General features: G+C 64.8%; 24 protein-coding genes. 13 read left to right on the top strand and 11 right to left on the bottom strand.

The genetic code is table 11. From position 1 onward, the window contains the following. Window positions 1-4 precede the first annotated feature (4 nt). Window positions 5-691 carry a FadR/GntR family transcriptional regulator gene (locus ABDW49_RS15495; protein ID WP_343614321.1) on the top strand — a complete coding sequence of 229 codons (687 nt, stop codon included), beginning with the start codon at window positions 5-7 and terminating at the stop codon, window positions 689-691. Between the two features lie 8 nt (window positions 692-699). On the opposite strand, the gene ABDW49_RS15490 is transcribed toward ABDW49_RS15495, so the two are convergent. After that, a complete protein-coding gene (locus ABDW49_RS15490; RefSeq protein ID WP_343612907.1) occupies window positions 700-3,750 on the bottom strand; it encodes a sugar-binding domain-containing protein in 3,051 nt (1,016 codons plus the stop codon). Between the two features lie 188 nt (window positions 3,751-3,938). Here ABDW49_RS15490 and ABDW49_RS15485 point away from each other — a divergent pair, with 188 nt between their 5' ends. Beyond that, entirely contained in the window at window positions 3,939-5,213 is a 1,275-nt protein-coding gene (locus ABDW49_RS15485) for a glycosyl hydrolase family 28 protein (protein WP_343612906.1), read from the top strand. Here the strand turns inward: ABDW49_RS15485 and ABDW49_RS15480 are convergent. After that, window positions 5,210-6,379 (bottom strand): benzoate/H(+) symporter BenE family transporter, encoded by a 1,170-nt coding sequence (locus ABDW49_RS15480; protein ID WP_343612905.1) that lies wholly within the window; start codon window positions 6,377-6,379, stop codon window positions 5,210-5,212. The genes ABDW49_RS15485 and ABDW49_RS15480 overlap by 4 nt on opposite strands. Window positions 6,380-6,515: 136 nt before the next feature. Between ABDW49_RS15480 and ABDW49_RS15475 the strand changes: the two genes are divergently transcribed. Then, the gene (locus ABDW49_RS15475; RefSeq protein ID WP_343612904.1) at window positions 6,516-7,007 is read left to right on the top strand and encodes a GNAT family N-acetyltransferase; all 492 of its coding nucleotides are present in this window, start codon (window positions 6,516-6,518) and stop codon (window positions 7,005-7,007) included. A 3-nt stretch (window positions 7,008-7,010) separates the two neighbouring features. Here ABDW49_RS15475 and ABDW49_RS15470 read toward each other — a convergent pair whose 3' ends face one another. Beyond that, on the bottom strand, window positions 7,011-7,721 hold the full coding sequence (locus ABDW49_RS15470; protein WP_343612903.1) for a YafY family protein: 711 nt from the start codon (window positions 7,719-7,721) through the stop codon (window positions 7,011-7,013). A 74-nt stretch (window positions 7,722-7,795) separates the two neighbouring features. Between ABDW49_RS15470 and ABDW49_RS15465 the strand changes: the two genes are divergently transcribed. After that, on the top strand, window positions 7,796-8,407 hold the full coding sequence (locus ABDW49_RS15465; protein ID WP_343612902.1) for a glutathione S-transferase family protein: 612 nt from the start codon (window positions 7,796-7,798) through the stop codon (window positions 8,405-8,407). A gap of 31 nt (window positions 8,408-8,438) precedes the next feature. On the opposite strand, the gene mtnA is transcribed toward ABDW49_RS15465, so the two are convergent. The 4 genes from mtnA to ABDW49_RS15445 are packed head-to-tail and all read right to left on the bottom strand — an operon-like array spanning window position 8,439 to window position 11,387. Continuing rightward, window positions 8,439-9,527 carry an S-methyl-5-thioribose-1-phosphate isomerase gene (gene mtnA / locus ABDW49_RS15460; protein WP_343612901.1) on the bottom strand — a complete coding sequence of 363 codons (1,089 nt, stop codon included), beginning with the start codon at window positions 9,525-9,527 and terminating at the stop codon, window positions 8,439-8,441. After that, complete coding sequence (mtnC, locus tag ABDW49_RS15455) at window positions 9,524-10,204, bottom strand: acireductone synthase (RefSeq protein ID WP_343612900.1); 681 nt, start codon at window positions 10,202-10,204, stop codon at window positions 9,524-9,526. Before mtnC ends, mtnA begins: the two co-directional genes overlap by 4 nt. Beyond that, a complete protein-coding gene (locus ABDW49_RS15450; RefSeq protein ID WP_343612899.1) occupies window positions 10,201-10,749 on the bottom strand; it encodes a cupin in 549 nt (182 codons plus the stop codon). Before ABDW49_RS15450 ends, mtnC begins: the two co-directional genes overlap by 4 nt. Continuing rightward, entirely contained in the window at window positions 10,746-11,387 is a 642-nt protein-coding gene (locus ABDW49_RS15445; RefSeq protein ID WP_343612898.1) for a methylthioribulose 1-phosphate dehydratase, read from the bottom strand. Before ABDW49_RS15445 ends, ABDW49_RS15450 begins: the two co-directional genes overlap by 4 nt. A 299-nt stretch (window positions 11,388-11,686) precedes the next feature. On the opposite strand from ABDW49_RS15445, the gene ABDW49_RS15440 reads away from it, so the two are divergent. Then, window positions 11,687-12,295 (top strand): MucR family transcriptional regulator, encoded by a 609-nt coding sequence (locus tag ABDW49_RS15440; protein WP_343612897.1) that lies wholly within the window; start codon window positions 11,687-11,689, stop codon window positions 12,293-12,295. Between the two features lie 90 nt (window positions 12,296-12,385). Beyond that, window positions 12,386-12,718 (top strand): DUF1905 domain-containing protein, encoded by a 333-nt coding sequence (locus ABDW49_RS15435; protein WP_343612896.1) that lies wholly within the window; start codon window positions 12,386-12,388, stop codon window positions 12,716-12,718. Between the two features lie 42 nt (window positions 12,719-12,760). Here the strand turns inward: ABDW49_RS15435 and ABDW49_RS15430 are convergent, their stop codons facing one another. Genes ABDW49_RS15430 through ABDW49_RS15415 form a run of 4 tightly spaced genes read right to left on the bottom strand, consistent with a single transcriptional unit; the run spans window position 12,761 to window position 15,831 of the window. Further along, the gene (locus ABDW49_RS15430) at window positions 12,761-13,201 is read right to left on the bottom strand and encodes a nuclear transport factor 2 family protein (RefSeq protein WP_343612895.1); all 441 of its coding nucleotides are present in this window, start codon (window positions 13,199-13,201) and stop codon (window positions 12,761-12,763) included. Beyond that, complete coding sequence (locus ABDW49_RS15425; RefSeq protein WP_343612894.1) at window positions 13,198-13,584, bottom strand: DUF6379 domain-containing protein; 387 nt, start codon at window positions 13,582-13,584, stop codon at window positions 13,198-13,200. Before ABDW49_RS15425 ends, ABDW49_RS15430 begins: the two co-directional genes overlap by 4 nt. Next, on the bottom strand, window positions 13,584-14,591 hold the full coding sequence (locus tag ABDW49_RS15420; RefSeq protein ID WP_343612893.1) for a TIM barrel protein: 1,008 nt from the start codon (window positions 14,589-14,591) through the stop codon (window positions 13,584-13,586). The genes ABDW49_RS15425 and ABDW49_RS15420 overlap by 1 nt, the downstream gene beginning before the upstream one ends. Before the next feature lies 1 nt (window position 14,592). Beyond that, window positions 14,593-15,831, bottom strand: a complete 1,239-nt coding sequence (locus ABDW49_RS15415; protein WP_343612892.1) for an MFS transporter — start codon at window positions 15,829-15,831, stop codon at window positions 14,593-14,595. Between the two features lie 310 nt (window positions 15,832-16,141). Between ABDW49_RS15415 and ABDW49_RS15410 the strand changes: the two genes are divergently transcribed. From ABDW49_RS15410 to ABDW49_RS15380, 7 genes are all read left to right on the top strand, one after another. Then, window positions 16,142-18,382, top strand: a complete 2,241-nt coding sequence (locus ABDW49_RS15410; protein ID WP_343612891.1) for a TonB-dependent receptor — start codon at window positions 16,142-16,144, stop codon at window positions 18,380-18,382. A gap of 275 nt (window positions 18,383-18,657) precedes the next feature. Continuing rightward, window positions 18,658-19,578, top strand: coding sequence for a LysR family transcriptional regulator (locus ABDW49_RS15405; protein ID WP_343612890.1), 921 nt, complete (start codon window positions 18,658-18,660; stop codon window positions 19,576-19,578). Between the two features lie 71 nt (window positions 19,579-19,649). Next, the gene (locus tag ABDW49_RS15400) at window positions 19,650-20,765 is read left to right on the top strand and encodes an FAD-dependent oxidoreductase (protein ID WP_343612889.1); all 1,116 of its coding nucleotides are present in this window, start codon (window positions 19,650-19,652) and stop codon (window positions 20,763-20,765) included. Between the two features lie 19 nt (window positions 20,766-20,784). Then, complete coding sequence (locus ABDW49_RS15395) at window positions 20,785-21,687, top strand: VOC family protein (RefSeq protein ID WP_343614320.1); 903 nt, start codon at window positions 20,785-20,787, stop codon at window positions 21,685-21,687. 5 nt (window positions 21,688-21,692) lie between these two features. Further along, window positions 21,693-22,865 carry an alpha/beta fold hydrolase gene (locus ABDW49_RS15390; RefSeq protein ID WP_343612888.1) on the top strand — a complete coding sequence of 391 codons (1,173 nt, stop codon included), beginning with the start codon at window positions 21,693-21,695 and terminating at the stop codon, window positions 22,863-22,865. Further along, window positions 22,862-23,647: a cyclase family protein gene (locus ABDW49_RS15385; protein WP_343612887.1), complete on the top strand. Its 786-nt coding sequence runs from the start codon at window positions 22,862-22,864 to the stop codon at window positions 23,645-23,647. Before ABDW49_RS15390 ends, ABDW49_RS15385 begins: the two co-directional genes overlap by 4 nt. Next, window positions 23,647-24,606, top strand: a complete 960-nt coding sequence (locus ABDW49_RS15380) for a fumarylacetoacetate hydrolase family protein (RefSeq protein WP_343612886.1) — start codon at window positions 23,647-23,649, stop codon at window positions 24,604-24,606. The genes ABDW49_RS15385 and ABDW49_RS15380 overlap by 1 nt, the downstream gene beginning before the upstream one ends. Window positions 24,607-24,655 lie beyond the last annotated feature (49 nt).

The following is a 24,655-nucleotide window of genomic DNA, read 5'->3' as shown; positions in this document are numbered from 1 at the left end:
TGGCATGCTCGATGCGCTGGGGCGGGCGATCGTCACCGGGGCGTTCAAGGGCAAGGCCTTCCCGACCGAGAGCGATCTGGCCCATACCTATGACGTCAGCCGCTCGGTCACGCGCGAGGCCACCAAGATGCTGAGCGCCAAGGGCCTGCTGACGGCCCGGCCGCGTCAGGGCACCAGCATCCAGCCCGAAGCCTCATGGAACCTGTTCGACACCGATGTGCTGCGCTGGTTGCTCGAGCGGGAGTTCTCGCTGGAGCTGCTTTCCCACTTCACCCAGTTGCGTGTTGCCATCGAGCCGATGGCGGCCGAACTGGCGGCGCGCAATGCCTCGCCGCAGGGGCTGGCGCTGATCCATGCGGCCTATCGCCGCATGGAGGCCGCCGAGCAGGGCAAGGATGACGGGCTGCTGGCCGATATCGCCTTCCATGTCGCCATTCTGGAAGCCTCGAACAATCCCTTCTATGCGCAGTTCCGCGATGTGGTGGGCACGGCGCTGAAGAAGTCGATCGTCTTCACCAACCGCTTTGCGGGCCGACAGGCCAGCCTGCCGGCGCACAAGGCGGTGATGGATGCGATCGAGGCGGGTGACACCGCCAATTCCTATGCCACCATGTCGATGATCGTGCGCGAGGTGATGCTGCTGATCGACGTGGCGGGGCGCGAAGGGGAGCGCATCGCCCACGAGCTGTAAAGGGCGCGCTATTTCTTCACCGGCCCCAGCAGATCGGCCTCGACGACGCTGAGGTGCCAGCCCGCAGGGACGCTGTCCGCGCCGACGCTGGCGGCGACCTTGTCGTTCTTGACCTCGACGATCTTGCCGAAGGCGTCGCGGTCGGCGGTGGGGCCCGTCAGCGTGATGCGCAGCCGTGTGCCGCGTGCAGGCGCCATCGGCAGATTGACATAGCCCAGCGATTTGGGCGTCTCGCCTTCAAAGATCACCTTGCCGTCCAGCGTCACCCGGATGGGATAGGAGCGGATGCGCCAGCCCGTCAGCCGTAGCGACAGTTGCGACATGCTTTCAGGGCGGGCGAAGCGATATTCGATCCAGGCGTTTTCGGGTTTGCCGTCGCTGCTCCAGGTGGTGGCTTCATTGTCGTCATGGCTGGCCGCGGCGGTTTGCTGGTTCGATCCTGCGATGATCTCCACCGGATGCAGGGTGGCGAAACGCGGCACCACGGTCTCCCCGGTCGGGGTGGGCCCGCGTGAGAGATCGGCGGGCTGCGAGTCTTCGGGAAAGAGGGTGGACAGGCCGCCGCTGGAGGGCACGGCGTGGCTGTGCGTCTCAAGCGTCGCGCTTTTCAGCCCCGGCGCCGAGGCGGCAAGATGGATCGTCCCGGCCTGCGGCGTCGAGCGGATCAGCACCCGGTTGATGCCCAGTTCCACCGGCAGATGTCTGGCGAGGATGAAATTGTCCTCATCGCGCGCGACACCGGCAAAGCTGGTCGTCCCGGCATAGGTGGGCGGCATCACCGCCACCGTGGGGCGCGGCTTGCCCGAGCTGTCGCCCTGCGCCATGCCGCCGCGCCACTCGGCAGGGCCATCCAGAGTGAAGGTGACGGGGTTGAAGGCGGTGGGCACGCGGCGCCCTTGGGCGTCGACCACCTCGACATCGACCATCATCACATCCGATCCATCCGCCAGCAGGCCCCTGGGGCCGGTATGGGGCGTCAGGCGGATCGCCGCGGGGGCGCCTGCGGTTTCCAGTACCTGCTCGGCCTTGCGGCCATCGGCAAAGCTGGCGACGGCACGCAGCGTGCCGGGCGCAAAAGCGACATCCTTGAAGGTGAAGAGGAAACCGCTGTCGCGCTCCCCCTTGCCCAGCGAGCGGCCATTGAGGAACAGCTCCACCGCCTCGCCATTCGAGACGACCTGAACCGTGCGCCTCGTGCCCGCCGGATAGGTCCAGTGGCCGATCATATGGACATGGTGCCCGCCCGCCTCAACCCAGCCGTCCCACATTGCCTGATGCACATACCACGGGTCCTTGGGCAGCCGCAGCGCATCGACCACGCCTGAGCGGCGATAGTTGTTGTCTCCCCGGAAATGCGAATTGCTGTCGGTAAAGCCAATTTTTACCCCGCCCGCGCTGGCACGATCGCCGCCGCCGGGGCGTTGTTGGTAATAATCCCACCAGCGGCGCACATCCTCCACCGCCATGGTTTCGACATTGCGGTTGTAATCGGGGGCATCCTTGTGGAACGGGGGCGTGTCCTCATCCTGATTGGCGCGGGCGGCTTCATCGCGCGAATATTCCATCGCCCAGAGGGGCTTGGTTGCGCTCTTGTTGATGTAGAGCATCTCGCCGCCATATTCGGCTGTGGTGGAGCCGAGCATCTCGCGCGAGCCGATGGCGCGGCCGCCATGCGGGTCCCATTGCTCCTTCAGCGCGCGCATCTGCGCCATATGGGCATCGGTGATGCCGTGATTGCCGCTCTCGTAGAACAGGATCGAGGGGTTGTTGCGGTTGTAGATGATGGCATCGCGCATCACCGCCACGCGCTGGTCCCAGCGGCGGTCTTGCGGATCGCCTTCGGAATCGCCGGCGGGCATGGCCTGGATCAGGCCCAGGCGGTCGGCGGATTCAATGTCCTGCTTGGCCGGGGTGACATGCATCCAGCGCACCAGATTGCCATTGCTGCCGGTGATGAGGCCGTTGGAAAAGTCGCTCATCCATGGCGGGGCGTCGGTGCCCAGCGCTGGCCATTCATTGGTCGAGCGCTGGGCATAGCCCTTGAGTTGCAGCACCTTGCCGTTGAGGCGCAGCACGCCATGGTCGAACTGGGTGGCGCGGAAACCGGTGTTGATGTCCACCGCGTCGATCACGCGGCCCGCATCGTCGCTCAGCACGCCGGTCAGCTTGTAGAGATAGCCATAGCCCCAGCTCCAGAAATGCAGGCCGGAGAGGTGTTGCTGGGCATGTAGCGTGGCGGTGGCGCCGGGGGCGATGGTCTGCTGCTCGCCCGAGAAACGCGCCACCTGCCTGCCTTGCGGATCGCGCAGCAGTACGCTGTAATGCACGTTCAGTGGGGCCTTGCCCGCATTGCGCACCTCGCTTTCGGCATGCAGCGTGGCGGCGCCATGAGGCAGATCGAAGCCATCGGCCCAGATATAGGCGCCGCTGCTGCCCAGACTGCTGTAGAGCGGCAGCGTCTGGTAGACCGGCCCGGTCAGATGCAGGCGCACCGCTTTGTTGATGCCGCCGAAATTGGCGTAGAAGTTCTTGTCTTCCCACTGGAATTTGGTGTTGCTGGCGCGTTCGCGATAGTCCCAGTGATTGTCGACCCGCACCGCGATCACATTGTCGCCGGGTTTCAGCGCGGCGGTGATGTCCACGCCGAAGGCCATCACGCCATTCTCGCTGAAGCCCACCTCCTGCCCGTTGACCCAGACATCGGCGGCCTGGCGCACGCCCTGAAACTCAAGGAAAGCGCGGCCTTTGGGAGCATCGGCGGGCAGGGTGATATGCTTGCGATACCAGATGATGCCCTCGGCATGCTGGTGGCCATCGACGGCAAAGGCCTGATCCTCGTTGAAGGCATGCGGCAGGCTGACGGTGGACCAGCCTGTCTCGTCATGGAGGGCTTGCGAGAAACCGGCGTCATCCCCGATCTGCATCCGCCAGTCGCCGTTGAGGTTGAAGCTCTGGCGCGGCGAGGGCACCGCTTGCGAGGCGCGCTGGGCCATCGCGGCGCCGGGCAGCAGGGCGTGCAGGGCGGCGATCGAGGCGATAAATCCCATTCTGCGGCGCATTGACGCATCCTTCCCGTGAGTGGTGCCCGCCCTGTGTGTTGATCATATTATGCACATGAGTCCATTATGTGGGCGCGCCTTGCATATCCACTTTTGCGGTGATAGGTAAGGCCAATAATCGAAAAGCGGAAAAATTGGTCGGGAGGGTCACGATGCCGATGCGTGAGAGGAACAGGTCGGACAGCACGATGCTGTCACGCCGCGGATTTACGCTGGCCTCGCTTGCCCTCTGGCCCGGCGGCAAGGCGCTGGCAGCCACCTCGCAACAAAAATCCGCCTCGATCCGCGATTTCGGCGCGCGGCCCGATGGCGCGACATTCGCCACATCGGCCATGCAGGCGGGTATCGACCATCTGGCGCGGCAAGGCGGCGGCACGCTGACCATTCCGCCGGGCACCTATCTGAGCGGCGCCCTTTTCATGAAACCCGGCGTTCATCTTCATCTGGAGCGGGGCAGCGTGCTCAAATGCACCACCGACATGGTGCATTTCCCGCGCCAGCGCACCCGCATCGAAGGCCATGTCGAGGAGCATTTCACCCCGGCCCTCATCAATGCCGACCGCTGCGACGGGCTGCGCATCACCGGCGAGGGCGTGCTCGACGGATCGGGCATGGCGATCTGGGAGAGGTTCTGGGCCCTGCGCAAACAGGCCGCCGACCCCGGCAATTTCCCCAATGTCGGCATCGACCGCGCGCGGCTCGCGCTGATCCAGCATTCGCGGGACGTGCTGATCGAGGGGATCACCTTCAAGGATTCGCAATTCTGGAACCTGCATCTCTACGCCTGCCGCAAGGTGGAGGTGCGCCACGCCCGCTTCCTCGTGCCCGACGATTACGCCTGGGCGCCCAGCAGCGACGGGATCGATGTCGACAGTTGTCAGGATGTGCTGATCGAAAACTGCTTCTTCTCGGTCACCGACGATTGCATCGCCGCCAAGGGCACCAAGGGGCTGCATGCGCTGGAGGACACCGCCAGCCCGCCGGTCGAGCGCCTCCATATCCGCAACTGTGAGTTCCGGCGCGGGCATCAGGCCTTTTCCTGCGGCAGCGAGGCGACGGTGGTGCGCGACGTGCTGATCGAGGATTGCGTGGTCAGCGGGGCGATCAACCTGCTGATGCTCAAGCTGCGCCCGGACACGCCACAGCTTTACGAGAACATCGCGCTGCGCAACATCCGGCTGGCCAGTGATGGCGGGCGTATCCTGCTGATCCGCCCCTGGACGCAATACACCAATCTGCAGGGCAATGCGCCACCCCATTCGACGGTGCGCAATATCACGCTCAGCGGGCTGACAGGCTCCTTTGGCGCATGGGGCGAGGTGCGGCCCGACCCACAGGTGACGGTTACGGGCGTGCGGCTCGACAGCATCGACCTGCGGCTGCACAGGCCTGACAAGCTGCCCGTGGCGGGCGCGCAGGTCGAAATGCACCATGTCGTGGTGAATGGGGTGGCTGTGTCCTAACGCTTCAACGCGGCCCTTATGCCCAGCGCGACAAAGCCCGCCGCCAGCCCCCAGAAGGCCGCGCCCAGATGGAACAGCGTCAGGCCGGATGCGGTGACCAGCAATGTGGTGATCGCGGCATCGCGCTCCTCGCGCGCGGCCATGGCGCCCTCGGTCGCGCCGAGCAGCGCGGGGATCAGGGCAAGGCCGGTCAGCGCCGCGATCACGTCATGCGGCAGGGCCAGGAAAAAGCGCACCAGGATCGGCGAGAACAGCGCCAGCACCAGATAGCAGCCCGCATAGAGCAGCCCCACACTCCAGCGGCGAGCATGGTCGGGATGGGCGTCGCTGCTGGTGCAGATGGCGGCGGTGATCGCGGCCAGATTGACGCCATGCGCTCCGAAAGGCGCGCCGATCAGCGAGGCGATGCCGGTGACCGTCAGCAGCGGGGCCGGTTTGGGCTGATAGCCCGCCGTGCGCAGCACCAGCAGGCCCGGCAGGTTCTGCGACACCAGAGTCACCAGAAACAGCGGCACGCCGATGCCGATCAGCGTGCCGATCTGCGCGCTGGGCATGGCGGGGCTCAGCACGCCCAGCGTGGCGCCGGGGGGCAGGGGCTTGAGGTCGCCGCGCAACAGGCTCAGCGCCGCGCCCGAGCCCAGCGCCAGCAGCAGCGCATAGAGCGGTGCCCGCTGCCGCGCCGCCAGAAAGACGATCAGGATCAGCGTCACCAGCAGCGGATCGGCCCCCGCCACCTTGAACAGGCCAAGGCAGAAGGGCAGCAGGATGCCCGCCAGCATGGCCGAGGCGATGGCACCGGGGATGCGCTCGGCCAGCCGCCCCAGCGCGGGGATGGCGCCCAGCAGGATCATCAGCACGGCGGCACAGACAAAGGCGCCCACCGCCATGGGCCACGACACCGGCGATGCAGCGCCCGATGCCGCCAGCAGCGCCGCGCCCGGCGTCGACCAGGCCAGAACCACCGGAATGCGCAGCCGCCAAGAGAGCGCGGTTCCCGCCAGAGCGATGCCCAGGCACAGCGCCGTCACCGCCGAGGCCGTCTGCAGCACCGATGCGCCCATGGCCTGCATGGCCTGAACGATCAGCGCGATGGTGCCGCCAAAGCCGATCAGCGCCGCGATAACAGCCGAGGACCATGCGGAAAGAGGAGGAAGAGCGCGTGTCATGGTCCCTGCCTAACCGCTTTGCCGCTTTTGCGCAAAAGGGGCGAAAAACCAGTTGCTTCGCGCGCGGCGATGGTCTGCGGAGGGGGAAGCCGCTATCGTCGGCGCCTATCATCGATCCGCAAGAGGAGAGCAGCACATGGGTTGGCGCGCCATGGAAGAGGCCGATATGGCCGCAGTCACCGCCGTGTCGGATGCGGTCCATGGCGATTACACCGAGCCTCTGGCGGTCTATGCCGAGCGCCAAAGGTTGTTCCCCGCCGGCTGCTTCGTCTTCGACCGGGGGCAGGGCGTGGAGGGCTATCTCATCGTCCACCCATGGCGCCATGGCGGGCCGCCGCCGTTGGGCGAGCTGATGGGCGCGCTGCCCGAGGCCGCCGACAGTCTCTATCTTCACGATCTGGCGCTGATGCCCTCGGCGCGGGGCACGGGGGCCGGGGCGCAAGGCGCGGCCATCGCGCTGGAAATCGCCGCGGCGCATGGCTGGCGCGATGTCTATCTGCTGGCGGTCAATGGCGCGGAGACGTTCTGGGCCTCACGCGGCTTTGCGCCGGTTGCGGACCCTGCGCTGGCCGAGGCGGTATGCGAGACCTATGGCGATGTCGTCTATATGCATCGCGTGGTGGATTAAGGATCAGATCGTGCCGGGAGGCATGGCGCGCAGATGCAGGTCCTGGCTGCGTTTCCAGCGCAGCTTCAGCTCGCCCGCGCGCTGGCCGTGGCAGTCCTCCAGAAAGCGGGCCTCCATGATGCGGTCGGTGCGGAAATGGCGGAAATCCTGCCGCACCTCGCACCAGGCGGCCAGCATGCGTGTCGCCTCGAAATAGCCCACGATGATCGGCCAGATCACCCGCTCGCTGACGCTGCCCTTCTCGTCGCGATAGGTGATGGCCAGCTTGCGCCCCTCGTGAATCCAGCGGCGGGTCCGGGCCAGATCGATGCCATCGGCTGTGGCCTGAGGCCGTGACGGCACGCCCGTTGCCGGATTGACAAGGAAGGGCCGCAGCCTTTCGGGCACGACCGAGGTGATCTTGGCGATCAGGTCGCGCGCGGCGGCGGCCAGCGCGGGGTCGCCGCGCCCGGCCACCCATTGCGCCCCCAGCACGGCGGCCTCGATCTCCTCGGGGGTGAGCATCAGCGGGGGCATGTCGAAGCTGTCGTCGAGCAGATAGCCGAAGCCCGCCTCGCCGCGCACCGGCACGCGCTGGCCGATCAGATCGGCGATGTCGCGATAGATGGTGCGGGGCGAGACCTCCAGCTCCTGAGCTATGTCCTGCGCGGTCACGGGCCGGGTCGAGCGGCGCAGGATCTGGATGATCTGGAACAATCTTTCGGCGCGGCGCATCAGGCTTCTCCCTGCTGACATAATGCTGTCAGCAGGGGTGGCGCACAAGGGCTTTCAGCACAACAGGAGGCCTTATGATCACGCTCTATCACGCACCGCAATCCCGTTCCTCGCGCATCGTCTGGCTGCTGGAAGAGCTGGGCGTGCCCTATACGATCCAGCCGGTGTCGATCTTCCGCCCGATGACCGGGCTGGGCCATCCCGATCCGGCCAACCCGCACCCGGACCAGCGCGTGCCCGCCATCGAGCATGACGATGGCCTGATCACGGAATCGGTGGGCATTGCGCTCTATCTGGGCGATCTCGATCCGCGCGCCGGTCTGGCGCCTGCTGTGGGCAGTGCGTGGCGAGGGGCCTATTGCAGTTGGTTGGGCTGGTATGCCTGCGAGATGGAACAGGCGATGTTCGCCGCCATGTCCGGCGCGCTGGAAGGCTCACCCCTGAAGCAGCGCGACCATGCCGCCGTGGTGCAGCGGCTGGAAACCACTTTGGCGCATCGTGACTATCTGGTGGGCGACCAGTTCAGCGTGGCCGATCTGCTGATCGCCAGCGCGCTGAACTTCGGCCGCAAGGCCTTCCCGGAAAGCGCGCTGATCGACGCCTATGTCGCGCGGTGCAAGAACCGCCCCGCCGCGCTCCGCGCTCTGGCGCTGGATGAGGCCGAGGGTTTGCAGCGCGCGGCGTGATGCCGTGGGGGCGGAGCGATCCGCCCCCGTTTCAGTCGGCGGTTGCCATGGCTGTGCCCATCGCCTCTCGCAGCGCCGAGGCGCCGCGCAGCACGCCGCGATCGGTGACATAGGCGGTGACCAGCGCCGCCGGGGTGATGTCGAAAGCCGGATTGCGCACCGGGCTGGCGGTGACGCTGACTTGCCGCATCACGCCATCTTTGTCCGGCCCGGTTACCGTGCTGACCTCCACGCCACTGCGCTCTTCGATGGGCACGCTGGCGCCGTCGGGGGTGGCGGGGTCATAGGTGCTGGCGGGCAGGGCGACGTAAAAGGGCACGTCATGCGCCTGAGCGGCCAGCGCCTTGAGATAAGTGCCGATCTTGTTGCAGACATCGCCATTGGCTGTCACCCGGTCGGTGCCGAGAATGACCATATCGACCAGACCCTGCTGCATCAGCAGCCCGCCCGCATTGTCCACCACATAGCTGTGAGGGACGCCGTGTTCGGCCAGTTCGAAGGCGGTCAGCGCGCCCTGATTGCGCGGGCGGGTTTCGTCGACCCAGACATGGACCGGAATGCCCTCATCATGCGCCTGATAGATCGGCGCGGTGGCGGTGCCCCAGTCGACCGTGGCCAGCCAGCCGGGGTTGCAATGCATCAGGATGTTGACCGGCTCGCCCGGCTTGCGCGCGGCGATCTGACGGATCAGCGGCAGGCCGGCGGCACCGATGGCGCGGTTCATTGCCTCATCCTCGTCGCACAGGCGCGCAGCCTCGGCATAGGCGGCCTGCGCGCGCTGCGCTTCGGGCAGGGGGCGGACATGCGCGGCCACGCGGTCGAGCGCCCAGCGCAGATTGACCGCCGTGGGGCGCGTGGCGGCCAGATGGCGGTGGGCCTCCTCCAGCGCCGCATCGCTGCTGTCGTGCCGCAGGGCCAGAGCCAGCCCATAGGCGGCCACCGCGCCGATCAGGGGCGCGCCGCGTGTCGCCATGGAGGCGATGGCTTGCGCGGCATCCTCCATCTTGCGCAGCACCAGCCTTTCGATCGACCAGGGCAGGGCGCGCTGGTCGAAGATGCCGACGCTCCAGCCATCCTCTTCCAGCCAGATCGAGCGGGTGGTGGTGCCGGCGATCTTCATGCGTGGGCCTCATGGGGAAGGATGGTGTCGAAGCTGTCGGTGGCGGGATAGGGGCTGTTGTCGGGCAGGCCGTCGCGGGCCAGCAGGGTGACGGCAAGCCCCGCCTCGCGGGCGGCATCGAGTTCGGCGGGAACGTCCGAGAGGAACAGGATGTCGTCCGCGGGCAGGTCCAGCGCTTCTGTGATGGCGCGGTAGGAGGCGGCGTCCTTCTTGCCGCCAACGCCGGTGTCGAACCAGCCGGAGAACAGAGGGGTCAGGTCGCCCGCCTCGCTATGGCCGAAGAGCAATTTCTGTGCCGGGACCGAGCCCGAGGAATAGACCGCCAGCGTGATCCCCATCGCATGCCAGCGCCGCAGCCCCGCCACGGCATCGGGATAGATATGGCCCTTGAGCGCACCATCGCGATAGCCATCGGCCCAGATCATGCCCTGCAACGTCTTCAAGGGCCCGATCTTGGCGTCCTGATCCATCCAGCCGATCAGCCGGGCGATGCAGTCCGCATCGGAGAGCGCGCCTTCGCGAGCGCGGATCTCGGCCAGAACCGGGGCGACCTGATCCGGATGGGCCGCGACATGGCTCGCCAGCCGCGTCCGCGCATAGGGGAACAGCACCAGATGCACGAAAGCGATGCTGGAGGTGGTGCCCTCGATATCGGTGAGGATCGCTTTCGGGCTCATGCCGTCACCGCGCTGAACAGGGCCTCGGCGATGCGCTCGCCAGTGTAGCGCGCGACCCAGCCTTCGGGGCTGACGAAAAGGCGGATGGCGGTGAAGTGCGGCGCCTCTCCCGTGTCGAACCAGTGGAGCGTTCCGGCGGGCAGCACGATCAGATCGCCTGCTGTGCAGGTCAGCGCATGGATTTGGCCATCATGATGGATGCAGAACAGGCCCGAACCCTCGACGAAGAAGCGCACCTCATCGTCATCATGGACATGCTCGCTCAGGAATTTCTGGCGCAGTTCGGTGCGGGCGGGGTGGTCTTGCGTCATGCGCACGACATCCTCGCTGCGATAGCCGCCGCGCGCCTTCAGCCGCTCGATCTGCGGGGCATAGGCGGAGAGGATCGCGGCATCGTCCGGCTCGGCAGGGAGCTGCGCATCGGCATCCCAGCGCTCCAGCGTGACACCGGCGGGGGCCAGAATTTGCGCGATGGTGGCGAAGTCCTCTGTTGCCGGTTGGGCCGCGAAGGGCGCCTTGCTGGCATAGGTGGTGAGGCTGGTCATGGGTGCACTCTCGCTTTCCATTCTTCCCAGGCGCAGGCGAGCAGGAATTCGCAGGCCTCCACCATCATTTCGGCGGCCTCCATCGTCGGCCCCCAGGCGTAGAGGCCGTGCCCGCGAATGTAGAAAGCCGGAACCGTGCCGAGCAGCGGTTTCAACTGCCGCGCCAGTGCCACCATATCCTGACTGTTGTCGACCAGCGGCAGGGCGACGCTGCCCTCATGCGTGGCGGTGCCGGGAAAGGCCTTTTGCAGTTCATAGCCGGTCAGCACGATCCGGTCGTGCCCGGCCAGCGCGCGGCTGAGCACCGTGCCCGCCACCGAATGGGTGTGAAGCACCGCGCCGACCTTCGGATCATGCTCATAGACCAGCGCATGCAGCAGCGTTTCGGCCGAGGGCCTGCGCCCGTCCAGCGCCTTGCCCTGCCTGTCGACCCGCATCACCTGCCCGTCGGTGAGGCGGCCCTTGTGCGCGCCCGAGACCGTGACGGCGATGCTGCCATCCGCCAGCCGCAGCGAATAGTTTCCGGCGGTGGCGGGGGCCAGTCCGCGCAGGTCCAGCCTGTGGCCCACGGCGATGATGGCGGCAGCGGCGTCGACAAGGTCGGACGGGAGAAGGTCGGATAGGGCAAGATCGCTCATGATGATGGTCTAGCGTTGCTCCGTGATGACTTGGTGACAGTGCGGGGTGGCGAAGGACTTTCCGGCGGGAAAGCGGCCTGTCCAGCTTCTGGACATTGCCCAAGATTGTGTCGCCCGGCTGCGGTGCTTGCCCGCGTGAATGGGATCGATTGTTGCCCAATTGTAGCGGCCCGCCATGTCTTGCTCTGTTGCGCAGCATAGCCATCTTCGAAGCGGTTTTGGCTCTATTCTTGCCCAGTATTTGACGATCGGGAACAATCACGATAGATGTCGTTTCCCTCACCAGAAGAGGGAATATCATGGCCGATCATAACACTGACGATGTCGCAAGCCTGATTGAACTGGCCGGTGACATTACCATCGCCTGGCTGCAAAACCCCAATGTGAACCCCGGTGCCGAGGATGTCCCTGCTTTCCTGCGCAACATCCATACGGCCATCACCGGCCTGACCGGTGACGGCGCCCCCGCGGTCGAAGCGGTGACCTATGACCCGGCGGTGCCGGTGCGTTCCTCGGTGAAGCCTGACCATCTGGTCAGCCTGATCGACGGGCGCAAGTACAAGACGCTCAAGCGCCATCTGGCGATCCACGGGCTGACCCCCGCCGATTACCGTGAGCGTTACGGGCTGAAGGCGGATTACCCCATGGTCGCGCCCGACTATGCCGCGCAGCGCCGCGAAATCGCCAAGACGCTGGGTCTGGGCCGCAAGCGCACGACGGATGCCGCGCCTGAGGCCGCCGCTGCCGAGCCCGCCAAGGCCAAGCGTGCGCCTGCCAAGACCAAGGCCGCCGCTGTTGCCGCGCCCGAGGCGGTCGCGTCGGCCGCCCCGCGTGGCAAGGCCGCTGCGACTGGCGCGAAGAAGGCTCCGGCCAAGCGCGCCCGCAAGGCTGCTGCCCCCGAAGCGTAAGCTCAAGGCCGGACCTTCCGGTGATGCGATGATGAAGATGTTGCCCGGATCATGACGATCCGGGCAACATGCTTTTGGGGGCTGCAAGCCATGGCGCATGAGCGCGATGAGATCGACTTTACCGGCAAGGTCTGGGTCTGGACCTCGGGCCAAGGCGCGAAAACGCGGGAGAAGAAGCCGGTGCGCTGGTTCTTCGTCACCGTCGAGGGCGAGCCTGCCGCCGCCCTGAAGCTGGCCGGGCTGGGGCTGACGGCGGGGTTCGGGTCGCTGCCGGTGCGGGCCAGCATCGGGGCGACGACATGGCGCACCTCGGTCTTTCCGCAAAAGGAGAGCGGGGGATGGCTGCTGCCGCTGAAAGCCGCGGTGCGCAAAAGCGCGGGAATCGCTGAAGGCGACGAGATCGAGGTGACGCTGGAGGTTTGAGGCGGCGTCTGCCTTGAAATGCGTCGCGTTCAGCGACCAATGTCAGAACATGGGATGCTGATTGGCAGCCTTTTCGGGCACCACCTGAATCGCGTCCCAATGTTCGACGATTTTACCATTCTTCAAACGATACATGTCGAAGACGGAGGCTCCGCGCGAGCCCGGCGTGGGAATGGCGTGAACATGGATCACCGCCATATCGCCATCGACCAGCACCTGTTCGATGGTGAAAGTCTTGGCCGGGTCGGCGAACATGTCCGCCAGAGCTGCCACCGCAGCCTCGCGCCCATCGGCGATGCCGGGGTTATGCTGCAGATAATCGGGGGCGACATAGGTTTCGAAGGCCTGCTTCACCTTGCGCTCGGTGTAGAACAGGCGGGCGAAGTCCTTGACGATCGCGCGATTGTCGGGATGCGCCGGCTTGGCGATGGCGGGGGCCGCGATCATCGCCGCCCCCAGCGCCGCAAGAGGCCAGAGCCTCAAAGGCTGACCACCTTCTCGTCATTGTTGAACGAGGGGAAGGGCAGGTAGGACACGCGCAGCTTCTGCTGGAAGCCGAGCTTGTGCTCGCCCGCCGGAAAGCCGCCAGGGTGAGCCACCGCGATGGTCGCGGGCGCGCCGAAAGGCCAGCGGCGGTCATAGGCGGTCTCCATCGCGTCGAGCGTGATGGGGCCTTCGCCTTCATCGAAGGTGACGGCTTCGCGCGCCAGGGCTTCGCCGTCGATCGAGACATTGAGCTCCTCGATCATCGAGAGGCCGAGGCCGCGGTAATAACCCAGCTTGGCCTCGAAGGCGAAGCCGGTGGGCGCATCGTCGGGCCCGGTGTTGCGCAGCGATGCGGCGTCGATCAGGAATTTGTCGAACATCAGGCGGGCTCCACTTGCGCCTGGGCTTTGGCGATCAGGCGCTCGAACATCACATGCTGGCGGCGGACCTGCTCGCGGCTGTCGACATCCTCCACGTCCTGAATCCAGCGGTTGCCTTCATATTCGGACGACAGCGTGCCTTCCCAGCCGGCTTTCACCAATTGCGGGATCACTTCGTCATAGGCGATCGAAGGATCGGTGCAGTCGGGCGTCATTTCGTAGAACTTCGCCTGAATATGACGGAAGTAAGGAGCGAAATCGGCAATGCGCTTCGGATTGGCGAAGGGCGCATGGCGCAAGGTTTCGGCCATGGCCACTTCGGCCTTGTTGCCGCCCATCTTCACCGCGACTTCATAGATCGTGTATTCGCTCATGATCTTCTGCTCATGGCTGTCGACGATGAATTGCGCGACCTCGGGCCGGGCGCCCTGACGTTCGAAACGGCCCCGGAAGGCGGGGGGATAGTGCTTCATGAAGATGCCCATATCCGGCAGAATGCCCAGATGTTTCGTCTTCAGGCGATCGGCCACCTCGATGGTGCGCAGGATCCAGGCATGGTCGAGATACCAGGGCGCATGGACTTCGACGCCCATATGCACGTCATACTGCTCGGCATAGGGTACGCATTTCTCGAGGATATCAGGGCGCACGAAGATCAGGATGCGCATATTCTTGATGCCGAGCCGGTTGCACAGCTTCAGGTCGCGCACGATGCTCGCCACCTGTTCCTCATCGCTCATCACCTCGCCCTTGCGGATCTTGGTGTCGAGGAACATGTCATAGCAGGTGAAGTGAGCGCCGTGGCGTGCCAGCCGGTCCTGCCATTCGCCGATCTGCTGATCGCTGATGTTGGGGAAGGTCGGCATGTTCTGTTCGGGCAGGATTTCGATGCCCGGAGCGCCGATGCTGGTGGCAAAAGCCACCACATCGTCGAGGTTCATTTTGCCCAGGAACATCTCTTCCTGAAAACTGTAGAGGCTGACGCCCCGTTTGATTGTGGAGGTCATGTCAAAGTCCCGAAACAGGGGCCGCGCGCCGCACGAGGAAGGGCACGATAGCGGTGAAGACAAGGCCGCAGATCCCCGCCACCACGAAGGCGCCATGCATGGTGCCGACATGGCTGCGGATCATGCTGACCAGCAGGGGGGAGGAGAACTGGCCGAAGAAGAAGCAGGCGGTCCACAGCCCCATGCCGCGGCCACGATGCTGGAAGGGCAGATAGGTCTGCGCCCAGGCGATCAGCGTGGGCACGGCCATGCCCGCGCCGGTCTGCTGCAGCGCCATGCCGATGACCATGCCGCGCCAGTCATGGGCATTGCCGATCAGCAGCAGGCCCGCGCCCAGCAGCGCGAAGAAGCAGGTGAGCTGCGCGCGCGCACCCCAGCGCCCGGTCAGCCAGAAGATGCCCGCGCCCACCATCACGAAGAGGCTGGGAATGGTGGTGAGGCGCCCGATGGTGGCGGAATCGGAATAGCCGATCTCGCGCCAGACCAGACCGCCATTGATGATGAACACATAGTACAGCGCCGAGCCGACCAGCGTCACCCCGCCGAACAGCACGACATGTTTCCACGGGAAATCCTGCGTGCTCTGCCCGATGCCCAGCATGCGGCGCACGGTGGTGTCCGAAGCGGGCTCGTAAAGGAAGGCGAGGGCGGCCAGAAACACCGGGAAACCCAGCGCATAGATCAGGAAGATTGAATTCCACTGGATCGCGGTGAGATAGCCCGAGAGCAGGATCGAAAAGCTGCCGAGGAAGGGCCCGGCCAGCCCCTGAAGCGTCAGCCAGTTGCGGCGGCCCTTTTCATCCCAATAGTCGCCGATCAGCGTGTTGAGCGTGGTGAGGATCGCCGCCTCGGTGACGCCCAGCGCCAGGCGCGAGGCATAGACCGCATCGAGATTTTCGAGGAAAAAGGGCGCCATGCCCACCAGCCCATAGGAGGCGGTGGAGATCAGCAGCAGGCGCCGCCGCCCGAAGCGGTCGACCAGCAGGCCCATGAACAGGGCGATGATCGCGATGGTCAGGCCGGGGGCCGACACCATGGCGGGCACCTTGGTCATCGCCTGAGGGTCGGTCTTGATGAAATGGTCGATGATGGCGGGCACCGCCGGGAACATCGAGACGATGGCGACGATGGGCAAAAAGCCCGCGACCACGACCGTCAGGCCCTGGGCGGGACCGGGCTGCCGGGGGTGGGCAGCGTTATGCGAGGGGGCCATCTGGCCCGGTATGGCGGTTTCCGACAACCGAAGCTCTCCCGATTCGCGGTGGACCGCGTTATTTAGAACAGTGATTCTGAAATGGGACTCTTCACACTGATTTGTCAAGCCTCGAAGCGCGGTGATTCGTGACGCGATCCGCGCGTCTCCCCGCGCTTATGCTGCGCAGCATGGCGTGGCGGGCGGGGGCGTGGCGGAAAGGTGACAGGCGACTGCAATGACCCGGATCAACTTCATGCCGATTGACATCGCCCGCCGAAAGGATAAATCAGAATGCACATTTTGATTCCGAATAGCTGCCATGGACGAATCGCAGCATCGGCTTAGGGAGAATGCAATGGCTTACCGTATCACGGCGGCGTTCCTGCTCGGCACCTCGGCTCTGGCTCTGCCGGTGGCCGCATTGGCGGCGGCGCCTGCGGCTGCCGAGGATCAGGCCTCGCAGGGCGGCAAGAGCGACGACAGCATCAAGGAAATCGTCGTCACCGCCAACCGCAGCGAAAGCAGCGCGCAGAAGACCCCGATCGCGCTCAACGCCTATTCGGGCGGCGATCTGGCGGCCAAGGGCGTGTCGAACGTGCTGGCGCTGGCCACGGTGGACCCCAGCATCAACGTGTCGACCAATGGCGGCGCCTCCTATGTGGCCATTCGCGGCATCGCCTCGACCGATGTGACCGAGACGGGCGACCCTTCGGTGCCGATCTCGCGCGATAATTTCTTCACCAACCGCTCCTTCTCGATCGGCACCTCCATGTATGATCTGGAGCGTGTCGAGGTGCTCAAGGGTCCGCAGGGCACGCTGTTCGGCCGCAACTCGACCGGCGGTCTGGTGCAGGTCATTACCCGCAAGCCGGGCAAGACCTATGGCGCCGACATCTCGATCGAGGCGGGCAGCTATCACGCGATCAAGACCGAGGTCGGTCTGGATATTCCCATCGCCGACACCGTGCAGCTTCGCGTCGCCGGTTTCCAGAGCAAGCGCGACGGCTATCGCAACCTCGACGTGGTTGGCGGGCGCGGCGACGACGAGAACACCAAGTCGGGCCGCATCTCGCTGGCGTTCCAGCCGTTTCAGGGCTTCAACGGGCTGATCCAGTATCAGCATGACGATGTCGACAACACTGGCGACGTGGCGATGAAGCTGCCCTTCGGCCAGGCCTATACCGGCCAGCAGGTGGTGCATTTCCCCAATTACGTCACCACCTTCAACAAGCTGGTGGGCGACCGCATCCGCTGGGAGTTCAGCTATGAACTGCCCGCCAATCTGACGCTGTTCTATGCGGGCGGTTACGATCACCAGAAGTGGCGCCATGCGCTCGATGCCACCTCGATCGATGCCAATGGCAATATGGCGGGCAACCCCGTGCAGTTCCGTCAGGGCGAGAACCCCAGCACCTGGAACCATGAGGTCCGTCTGGCCACGCCGCAGAACGGCAAGGTTACCGCTCAGGTGGGCTATTTCCACTTCAGCGAGCACAATGGCAATCTGGACAGCGGCCTGTATGAAACCGCCGGCACCTATGCCAACAACTATCTGATCCACTTCCTGTATGACACCAAGACCACCTCGAACGGCGTGTTCGGCCAGTTCGGCTGGCGCCCGACCGAGACGCTGCATTTCTCGGCCGGCATGCGCTATACGTGGGATCAGAAGGTGCGTACCGGTAACGCCTATCTGCGCTGCGATATCGCGGGCATTCCGGCCTTCCTCTATGGCGTGGTGGGCTGCGCGGGCGCCCAGCCCACGCTGACCACGCCGGGCAACGGCAATGTCAGCGAGAGCAAGCCGACCTTCCATGCCGGTGTCGACTGGACGCCGGGACCGCGCTCGATGGTCTATGCCAAGTTCGACACGGGCTTCAAATCGGGCGGTTTCAACTCGAACGGCTCGGCGCCTTCGGTCAACTATGGCCCCGAGACGCTGAAGGCCTGGGAAATCGGCACGAAGAACAAGTTCCTCGACGGCCATATCCAGCTCAATGCCGACGCCTTCTACCAGACCTACAATGGTTATCAGGCCTCGCAGAGCACCTCGGTGATTTCGGGGGGCGCTTCGGGTGTGTTCAATGTCGGTTCGGCGGAGATCTATGGTGGCGAGGCGCAGTTCATCGCTTCGGCGGGCGGCGCACGGCTGGATCTGAACTCCACCCTGCTGCATGCGCGCTTCACCAGCAATTCGGTGATCGTGAAGGGTGACGACACCACCTCGGTCAATCTGCAGGGCCGCCATCTGCCCAACGCGCCCGATTTCGTGCTGACCGCCGGTCTGGAATATGCGCTGGCGATGGGGAATGCCACGCTGACCCCGCGCATCGAGCTGAAGCATTCGTCGAGCTATTACTTCTCCGCCTTCAACGATCCTGACACGCGTCAGGGCCAGTTCAACACGCTGAACGCCACGCTGACGCTGAAGCCTGCCCTGAAGGGGCTGGAGATCGCCGCTTTCGTGCGCAACCTGACCAACAAGACGGTGCTGGCCAGTGCGGCGCAGACCTTCACCACCAACCCCAACCCGATCAACGCCTATGAATTCCAGCCGCCGCGCACCTTCGGCGTGCGGGTGACCGGCAAGTTCTGAACGTTCGCCTGGAAAATGCGCGAAAGCGCATTTTCTGCGCGGCACCGGCCCTCTGCCCCGTGCGGGCACCCAACGGCAGTATCCTATGGGTGGCCGGGCGGGGGAGAGGGCCGGTGCCGCAAATCCGGCTTTCGCCGGATTTCCAAAAAAGTTCTGATCAGCGTCCTCTCTGGCTGATCCCGAACTGGGGCAGGGTATAATCCCTGCCCCTTTTTGTTTTTCCATCCGGCCAATCAACAGATGAACCGATCCGCGATCTGTTCTATGGATAGGCCATGCGCTTTCGTGGTCTCGATCTCAATCTTCTGGCGGTGTTTGACGGGCTGATGCAGACCCATTCGGTCTCGGCCACGGCGCGACAGATGAATCTCAGCCAACCCGCGATGAGCGCTGCTCTGGCCCGGCTGCGTGATTATTTCGGCGATCCGCTGCTGGTCTCGCATGGCAAGCGGATGCATCCCACCGCCTTTGCCGAAAGCCTGTTGCCTCAGGTGCGCCAGTGCCTCGGCGGGATCGAGGCGCTGCTGGCCACCTCGGCCTCTTTCGATCCGGCGACCTCGCAGCGCAGCTTCCGCATCGTCGCCTCGGACTATCTGGTCGCCGCGGTGATCGCCCCGATGCAGGAGCGCCTTGCCATCGAGGCGCCGGGCGTCCGCCTGAAACTGAGCTATCCGGATGAGAACACCGGCCATCTGCTCGATGATGGCAAGGTCGATCTGGCGATCAACCCCAGGGAGTGGCTGGCACCCGACAACCCGGCCGAACTGCTGTTCGAGGAACGCCATGTGGTGGTGGGCTGGGCGGGCAATCCGCTGATGGCCGCGCCGCTGGATGAGGAGGCCTTTCTGGCGGCGGGCCATGTTTCGGTGGCAATCGGGGCGCGGATCAACGCCTCTTTCGCGGACCGGCATATGGCGCTGCTGGGCAAGACGCGGCGGGTGGAGGTGGAGGCGGCCTCTTTCGCGACGGTGCCCTGGCTGCTGGTCAACACGCCGCGCATCAGCGTGATGCATGAGCGGCTGGCGCGGGTGGCGGCGCGCATGTTCCCGATCCGCATCCAGCCCTTGCCCTTCGCCTTTCCGGTGATGGAGGAGCATGTGCAATATCATCACACGCGGGCGCAGGATGAGGGGCTGGGCTGGATGAAGGCCAAGCTGCGTGAGGCTTCCATGATCCAGATTATGGATGAATGTTGATCCAAACAATAGATTTTTTATATTGATATGGCCTGATATTCTCTCACCGCATAAGCAAGCGGAGAGATGGGTTGAAAGCGCTGAACATACTGGTCGTCGGCGGCGGCATCGGCGGGCTGACTGCGGCCATCGCCCTGCGCGCCAAGGGGCATACCGTCACCGTGATCGAGCGCGATCCGACATGGTCAGTCTATGGCGTGGGCATCATCCAGCAGTCGAATGTGGTGCGCGCGATGGACCAGCTTGGTCTGCTGGACGATTACCTTTCGGCGGGTGTTGGCTTCGATGCAGTGGAGATCTTCCTGCCCAATGGCGCTAAGATCGCCCGCGTGCCGACCCCGCCGCTGGTGCCGGGCAAGCCCGCCAATGTCGGCATCGGGCGCCCGGCGTTGCACAAGGTGTTGGGCGACCGCACGATCGCCAGCGGGGCCGAAGTCCGGCTGGGCATCACCGCCGACACGCTGGCCGATGATGGAGAAGGCGTCGATGTACTGTTCTCTGATGGCAGTCAGGCCCGCTATGATCTGGTGATCGGTGCGGATGGCGTCTATTCGCAGACCCGCAAGGCGATCTTCCCCGACAGCCCCGATCCCGAATTCACCGGGCAGGCCGTGTGGCGCTACAACTTCCCGCGCCCGGCCGATCTCGATGTGCTTCAGGTCTACAACGGGCCGACCGGCGTGGGTCTGGTGCCCGTCTCCGAAACGCTGATGTACATGTACGCCACCACGCCCGAGCCGGGCAATCCGCGCTATCCGCGCGAGGGTCTGGCGGCCACCATGCGCGGCAAGCTGGGCGGCACGGCGCCCGCCATTCAAACGCTGGCGCAGCAGATCAGCGATGACGAGGGCGTGGTCTATCGCCCGCTCGAAGTGCTGCTGGTCGAGGGGCCGTGGCACAAGGGTCGCGTCGTGCTGCTGGGCGATGCCGTGCATGCCACCACGCCGCATCTGGGGCAGGGCGCGGGCATGGCCATCGAGGACAGCATCGTGCTGGCCGATGAACTGACCCGCGCCGAAACGCCTGAGGACGCCTTCACCGCCTATCGCGCCCGCCGCTTCGAGCGCTGCGCCTATATCGTGCGCGAAAGTCTGGCCATCTGCCATGGGCAGATCGGCAAGGGGCTACCGGTCGACAATGCCAAGGCCACCCATGCGATGTTTGAAGTCGTCGCACAGCCAGTTTGATTTTCAAGGAGTTACCATGATGAGCCGCGTGACTGAAATCCGCTATGTCGGCTATGGCGTGCCCGATCTGGCTGCCGAGCGCGCCTTCTACAACGAGCAGTGGAAGCTGGTCGAAGTGGGCGAGCAGGACGGCATGATCCATTTCGCCGCCGAGGGCGGGGTGGAACACCATGTCGTCCGCCTGCGCCAGAATGACGACACCCGCATCGATGTGATCGCTCTGGCGGCGGAGACCAACGCCGATGTTGATGCGCTGCATGAGAAGATCGCCGCCACCGGTGCGCGCATCATCTTCGCGCCGCGCAATCTGAACACGCTGGGCGGCGGCTATGGCTTCCGTTTCTTCAGCCCGGATGGCCTGCCTTTTGAAATCTCCGCAGGCGTGACGCGTCGCGAACCCCGCGAGATCGCCCATTGGGAAGGCATTCCCCAGAAGATCAGCCATATCGTACTGCACTCGCCCGACCATAAGGCGCTGGTCGCGTGGTTCTGCGATGTGCTGGGCTTCAAGGTCTCCGACTGGCTGGGCGACTTCATGTGCTTCCTGCGCTGCAACGATGCGCATCACCGCTTCGCCATCCTGCCGGGGCCGCCCTGCCTCAACCATGTCGCCTATGATATGGTGAGCGTGGATGACATGATGGTGGGCATCAACCGCCTCAAGCAGGCCGGCACCGATCTGCGCTGGGGACCGGGGCGCCATACGGCGGGCAACAACACCTTCAGCTATTTCACCACGCCCGCCGGCTTCGCGGTGGAATACACCGCCGACCTCGACCACGTCGATTTCGAGACGCATGAGGCCAAGGTCCACATCCCCGGCCCCAAGGTGATGGACCAGTGGGGCATTGGCGTCGGCGGCCCGCAGACCATGCCGCATCCGCACCCCGACAAGGGTCTGTTCCAGCCGGTGGAGGCGTAACGCTCGTGGCTTTGTTCGAATATTTCCCGAACTATATCTGGAACCTGTCGGTCTCGATCGCGATGGAATCGGGGGCGCAGATCGGTGAGATCATCGATATGTGCCAGCCCATCAAGGATGCGGCGGCCAGCGGTGCCGATGCCGGAACGCCGGCCTTCATGAAGCAATGGGCGGCGATGGGCGACAAGCTGGTGGACCTCGCCGCCGAGGATGAGGCCAGGGGCCGCCTGATCAGCGCCAGCAACAAGCTGGAGCGTGCGGCGCTGTATCTCATCACCGCCGAGCGCATGCAGGGCCATGGCCATCCGGGTCGTCAGGAGACTTACGCCAAGGCGCTGGCCACGTTTGAAAAGTCCACCAAGCTGGGCAAGATCAACCGCGAGCGGGTCGAAATCCCGTTAGAGCAGGGTTTCATGCCCGCGCTCTACACCCGCGCCGAGGGCGAAGGCCCGCATCCGGTGGTGGTCTATTGCAACGGCCTCGATAGCTGCAAGGAGCTGCTCTACTGGTCGCGCCTGCCCGAGGCCTTGGCCCGGCGCGGCATCTCCACCCTCTGCGTCGATCAGCCGGGCAGCGGCGAGACCCTGCGCCTGCAAGGCCTGCCGGTTGATCCGCACAGCGAGCATTGGGCCAGCAAGGCCGTCGACTGGCTGGAGGCCCGCCCCGAAGTGGACCCCAAGCGCATCGGCATGACCGGCATCTCGCTGGGCGGCCATTTCGCGCCGCGCGCCGTCGCCTATGAGCCGCGCTTTGCCAGCGGCGCCTGCTGGGGCGCCAACCACAACTGGCTGGAGGTGCAGCACAAGCGCATGAAGCGCGAGGGCGAAAACCCCGTGCCGCATTACTGGGCGCATGTCTTCTGGGCCTTTGGCGCCAGCGATATGGACGACTTCCTCGCCAAGGCCGAGGGCATGAACCTCAACGGCCATATGGATGGCGTGAAGGTGCCGTTCCTCGTCACCCATGGCGAGAAGGATCGCCAGATCAGCGTCGATTACGCCCATGACTGCTACGACCAGCTCGTCAACTCGCCCCGCCGCGAATTGAAGATCTTCACCGCCCGCGAAGGCGGGGTCGAGCATGTCGGTGCCGACAATATGGCCTATGGCCGCGATTACATCGCCGACTGGTTCGCTGAAACATTGTCCGGAAATCTTGGGGGAGGCAACGTCGCATGACCCGCCGCTTTATCGACCTGTCGATCACCCTGTGCAACGAGGTGGTCTCCGACCCGCCCTTCATGCGCCCCGAGATCACCTATCAGACCCACAGCGAGACGGTGGCCGAACTGGGCCATTTCTTCCCCGGCGTGGAGCAGAAAGACACCCCCGATGGCGCCGGTTTCGCCGCCGCCGAATGGGTGAAGCTGACGACGCATAATGGCACGCATCTCGACGCGCCTTACCACTTCCACCCCACCATGGATGGCGGTAAGCGCGCCATCACCATCGATGAGGTGCCGCTGGAATGGTGCTTCCAGAATGGCGTGAAGCTGGATTTTCGCCACTTCCCCGATGGCTATGTCGTCACCGCGCAGGATGTGGAAGATGAGTTGAAGCGCATCGGTCACGAACTTCAGCCGCTCGATATCGTATTGGTCAACACGGCGGCGGGCGGGGCATTGGGCCGTCCCGATTTCGTCAATGTCGGCTGCGGCATGGGCTATGAGGCGACGATTTACCTCACCTCGCGCGGGGTCAAGGTGACCGGCACCGACGCCTGGAGCTGGGACGCGCCGTTCAGCTATACGGCGGAAAAGGTGAAGGAAACCGGCGATACCTCGCTGATCTGGGAAGGCCACAAGGCCGGACGCGACATCGGCTACTGCCATCTGGAAAAGCTGCACAACCTTGAGGCGCTGCCCTCGCACGGCTTCACGGTCTCCTGCTTCCCGTACAAGATCAAGGGCGCCTCGGCTGGCTGGACGCGCGCCGTCGCGATCATCGAGGATGCCGGTTGATGCGCCTTGCCACGCTGAAAAACGGCAAGGCGGATGGGGAACTGGTGGTGGTCTCACGCGATGGCGAAAGCTATCTGAGCGCGCCGGGCCTCACCATGCTTGCGGCCATCGAGAACTGGGATGCTGCGGAGCCCATGCTGCGCCGCATGTCAGCTCTGGTGGAGCAGGGCGCGGGCGGAACGCTGGATCACAGCCGCCTGCTGGCGCCTCTGCCGCGCTCATGGCAATGGTTGGATGGCTCGGCCTTCCCGCAGCATGGCGCGCTGATGCAGAAGGCCTTCAACCTGCCCCCCATCGAGACCGACCGCCCCTTGATGTATCAGGGCCTGTCGGACCGTTTTCTGTCCGGCCATGCCGATGTGCCCTTGCCCAGCGAGGCCGACGGCATCGATTTCGAGGGTGAGTTCGGCGTGATCGTCGATGCCGTGCCGATGGGCACCACGGCGGAACAGGCTCTCCAGCACATCAAGCTGGTGGTGCTGATCAACGACTGGTCGCTGCGCGCCATCGCTCCCATCGAGATGAAGACCGGCTTCGGCTGGGTTCAGGCCAAGCCTGCCTGCTCGGTGGCGCCTTTTGCCGTTACGCCCGATGCGCTGGGTGAAGCCTGGCAGAATGGCCGCGTCCATCTGCCGCTGGAGGTGACGCTCAATGGTGAATGGTTCGGCCATCCTCACGGGCGCGAGATGCAGTTTGGTTTCCACGAACTGGTCGCCCATGCCGCGCGCAGCCGCGATCTGGTGGCAGGCACGGTGATCGGCTCGGGCACGGTGTCGAATGCCGATTACGCCACGGTGGGTTCGTGCTGCCTGTCGGAACGCCGCGCCATCGAGATGATCGCGGGTGGGGCTCCTGCCACGCCTTTCCTGCACCATGGCGATCATGTGGCGATGCAGGCTCTGGCGCCGGGTGGATCGCCCTTTGGCGCGATTGGGCAAAGGGTGGCGGTCACCGGCTGATCGACATCAATGCTACGCAAAAAGAAAGGGCGGTTGATCTAATCAACCG

This window comes from Novosphingobium sp. (genome assembly GCF_039595395.1).
Classification (GTDB): domain Bacteria; phylum Pseudomonadota; class Alphaproteobacteria; order Sphingomonadales; family Sphingomonadaceae; genus Novosphingobium.
Note: the sequence above shows the minus strand (reverse complement) of the source record. Positions and strands in the feature narration are given on the sequence as shown.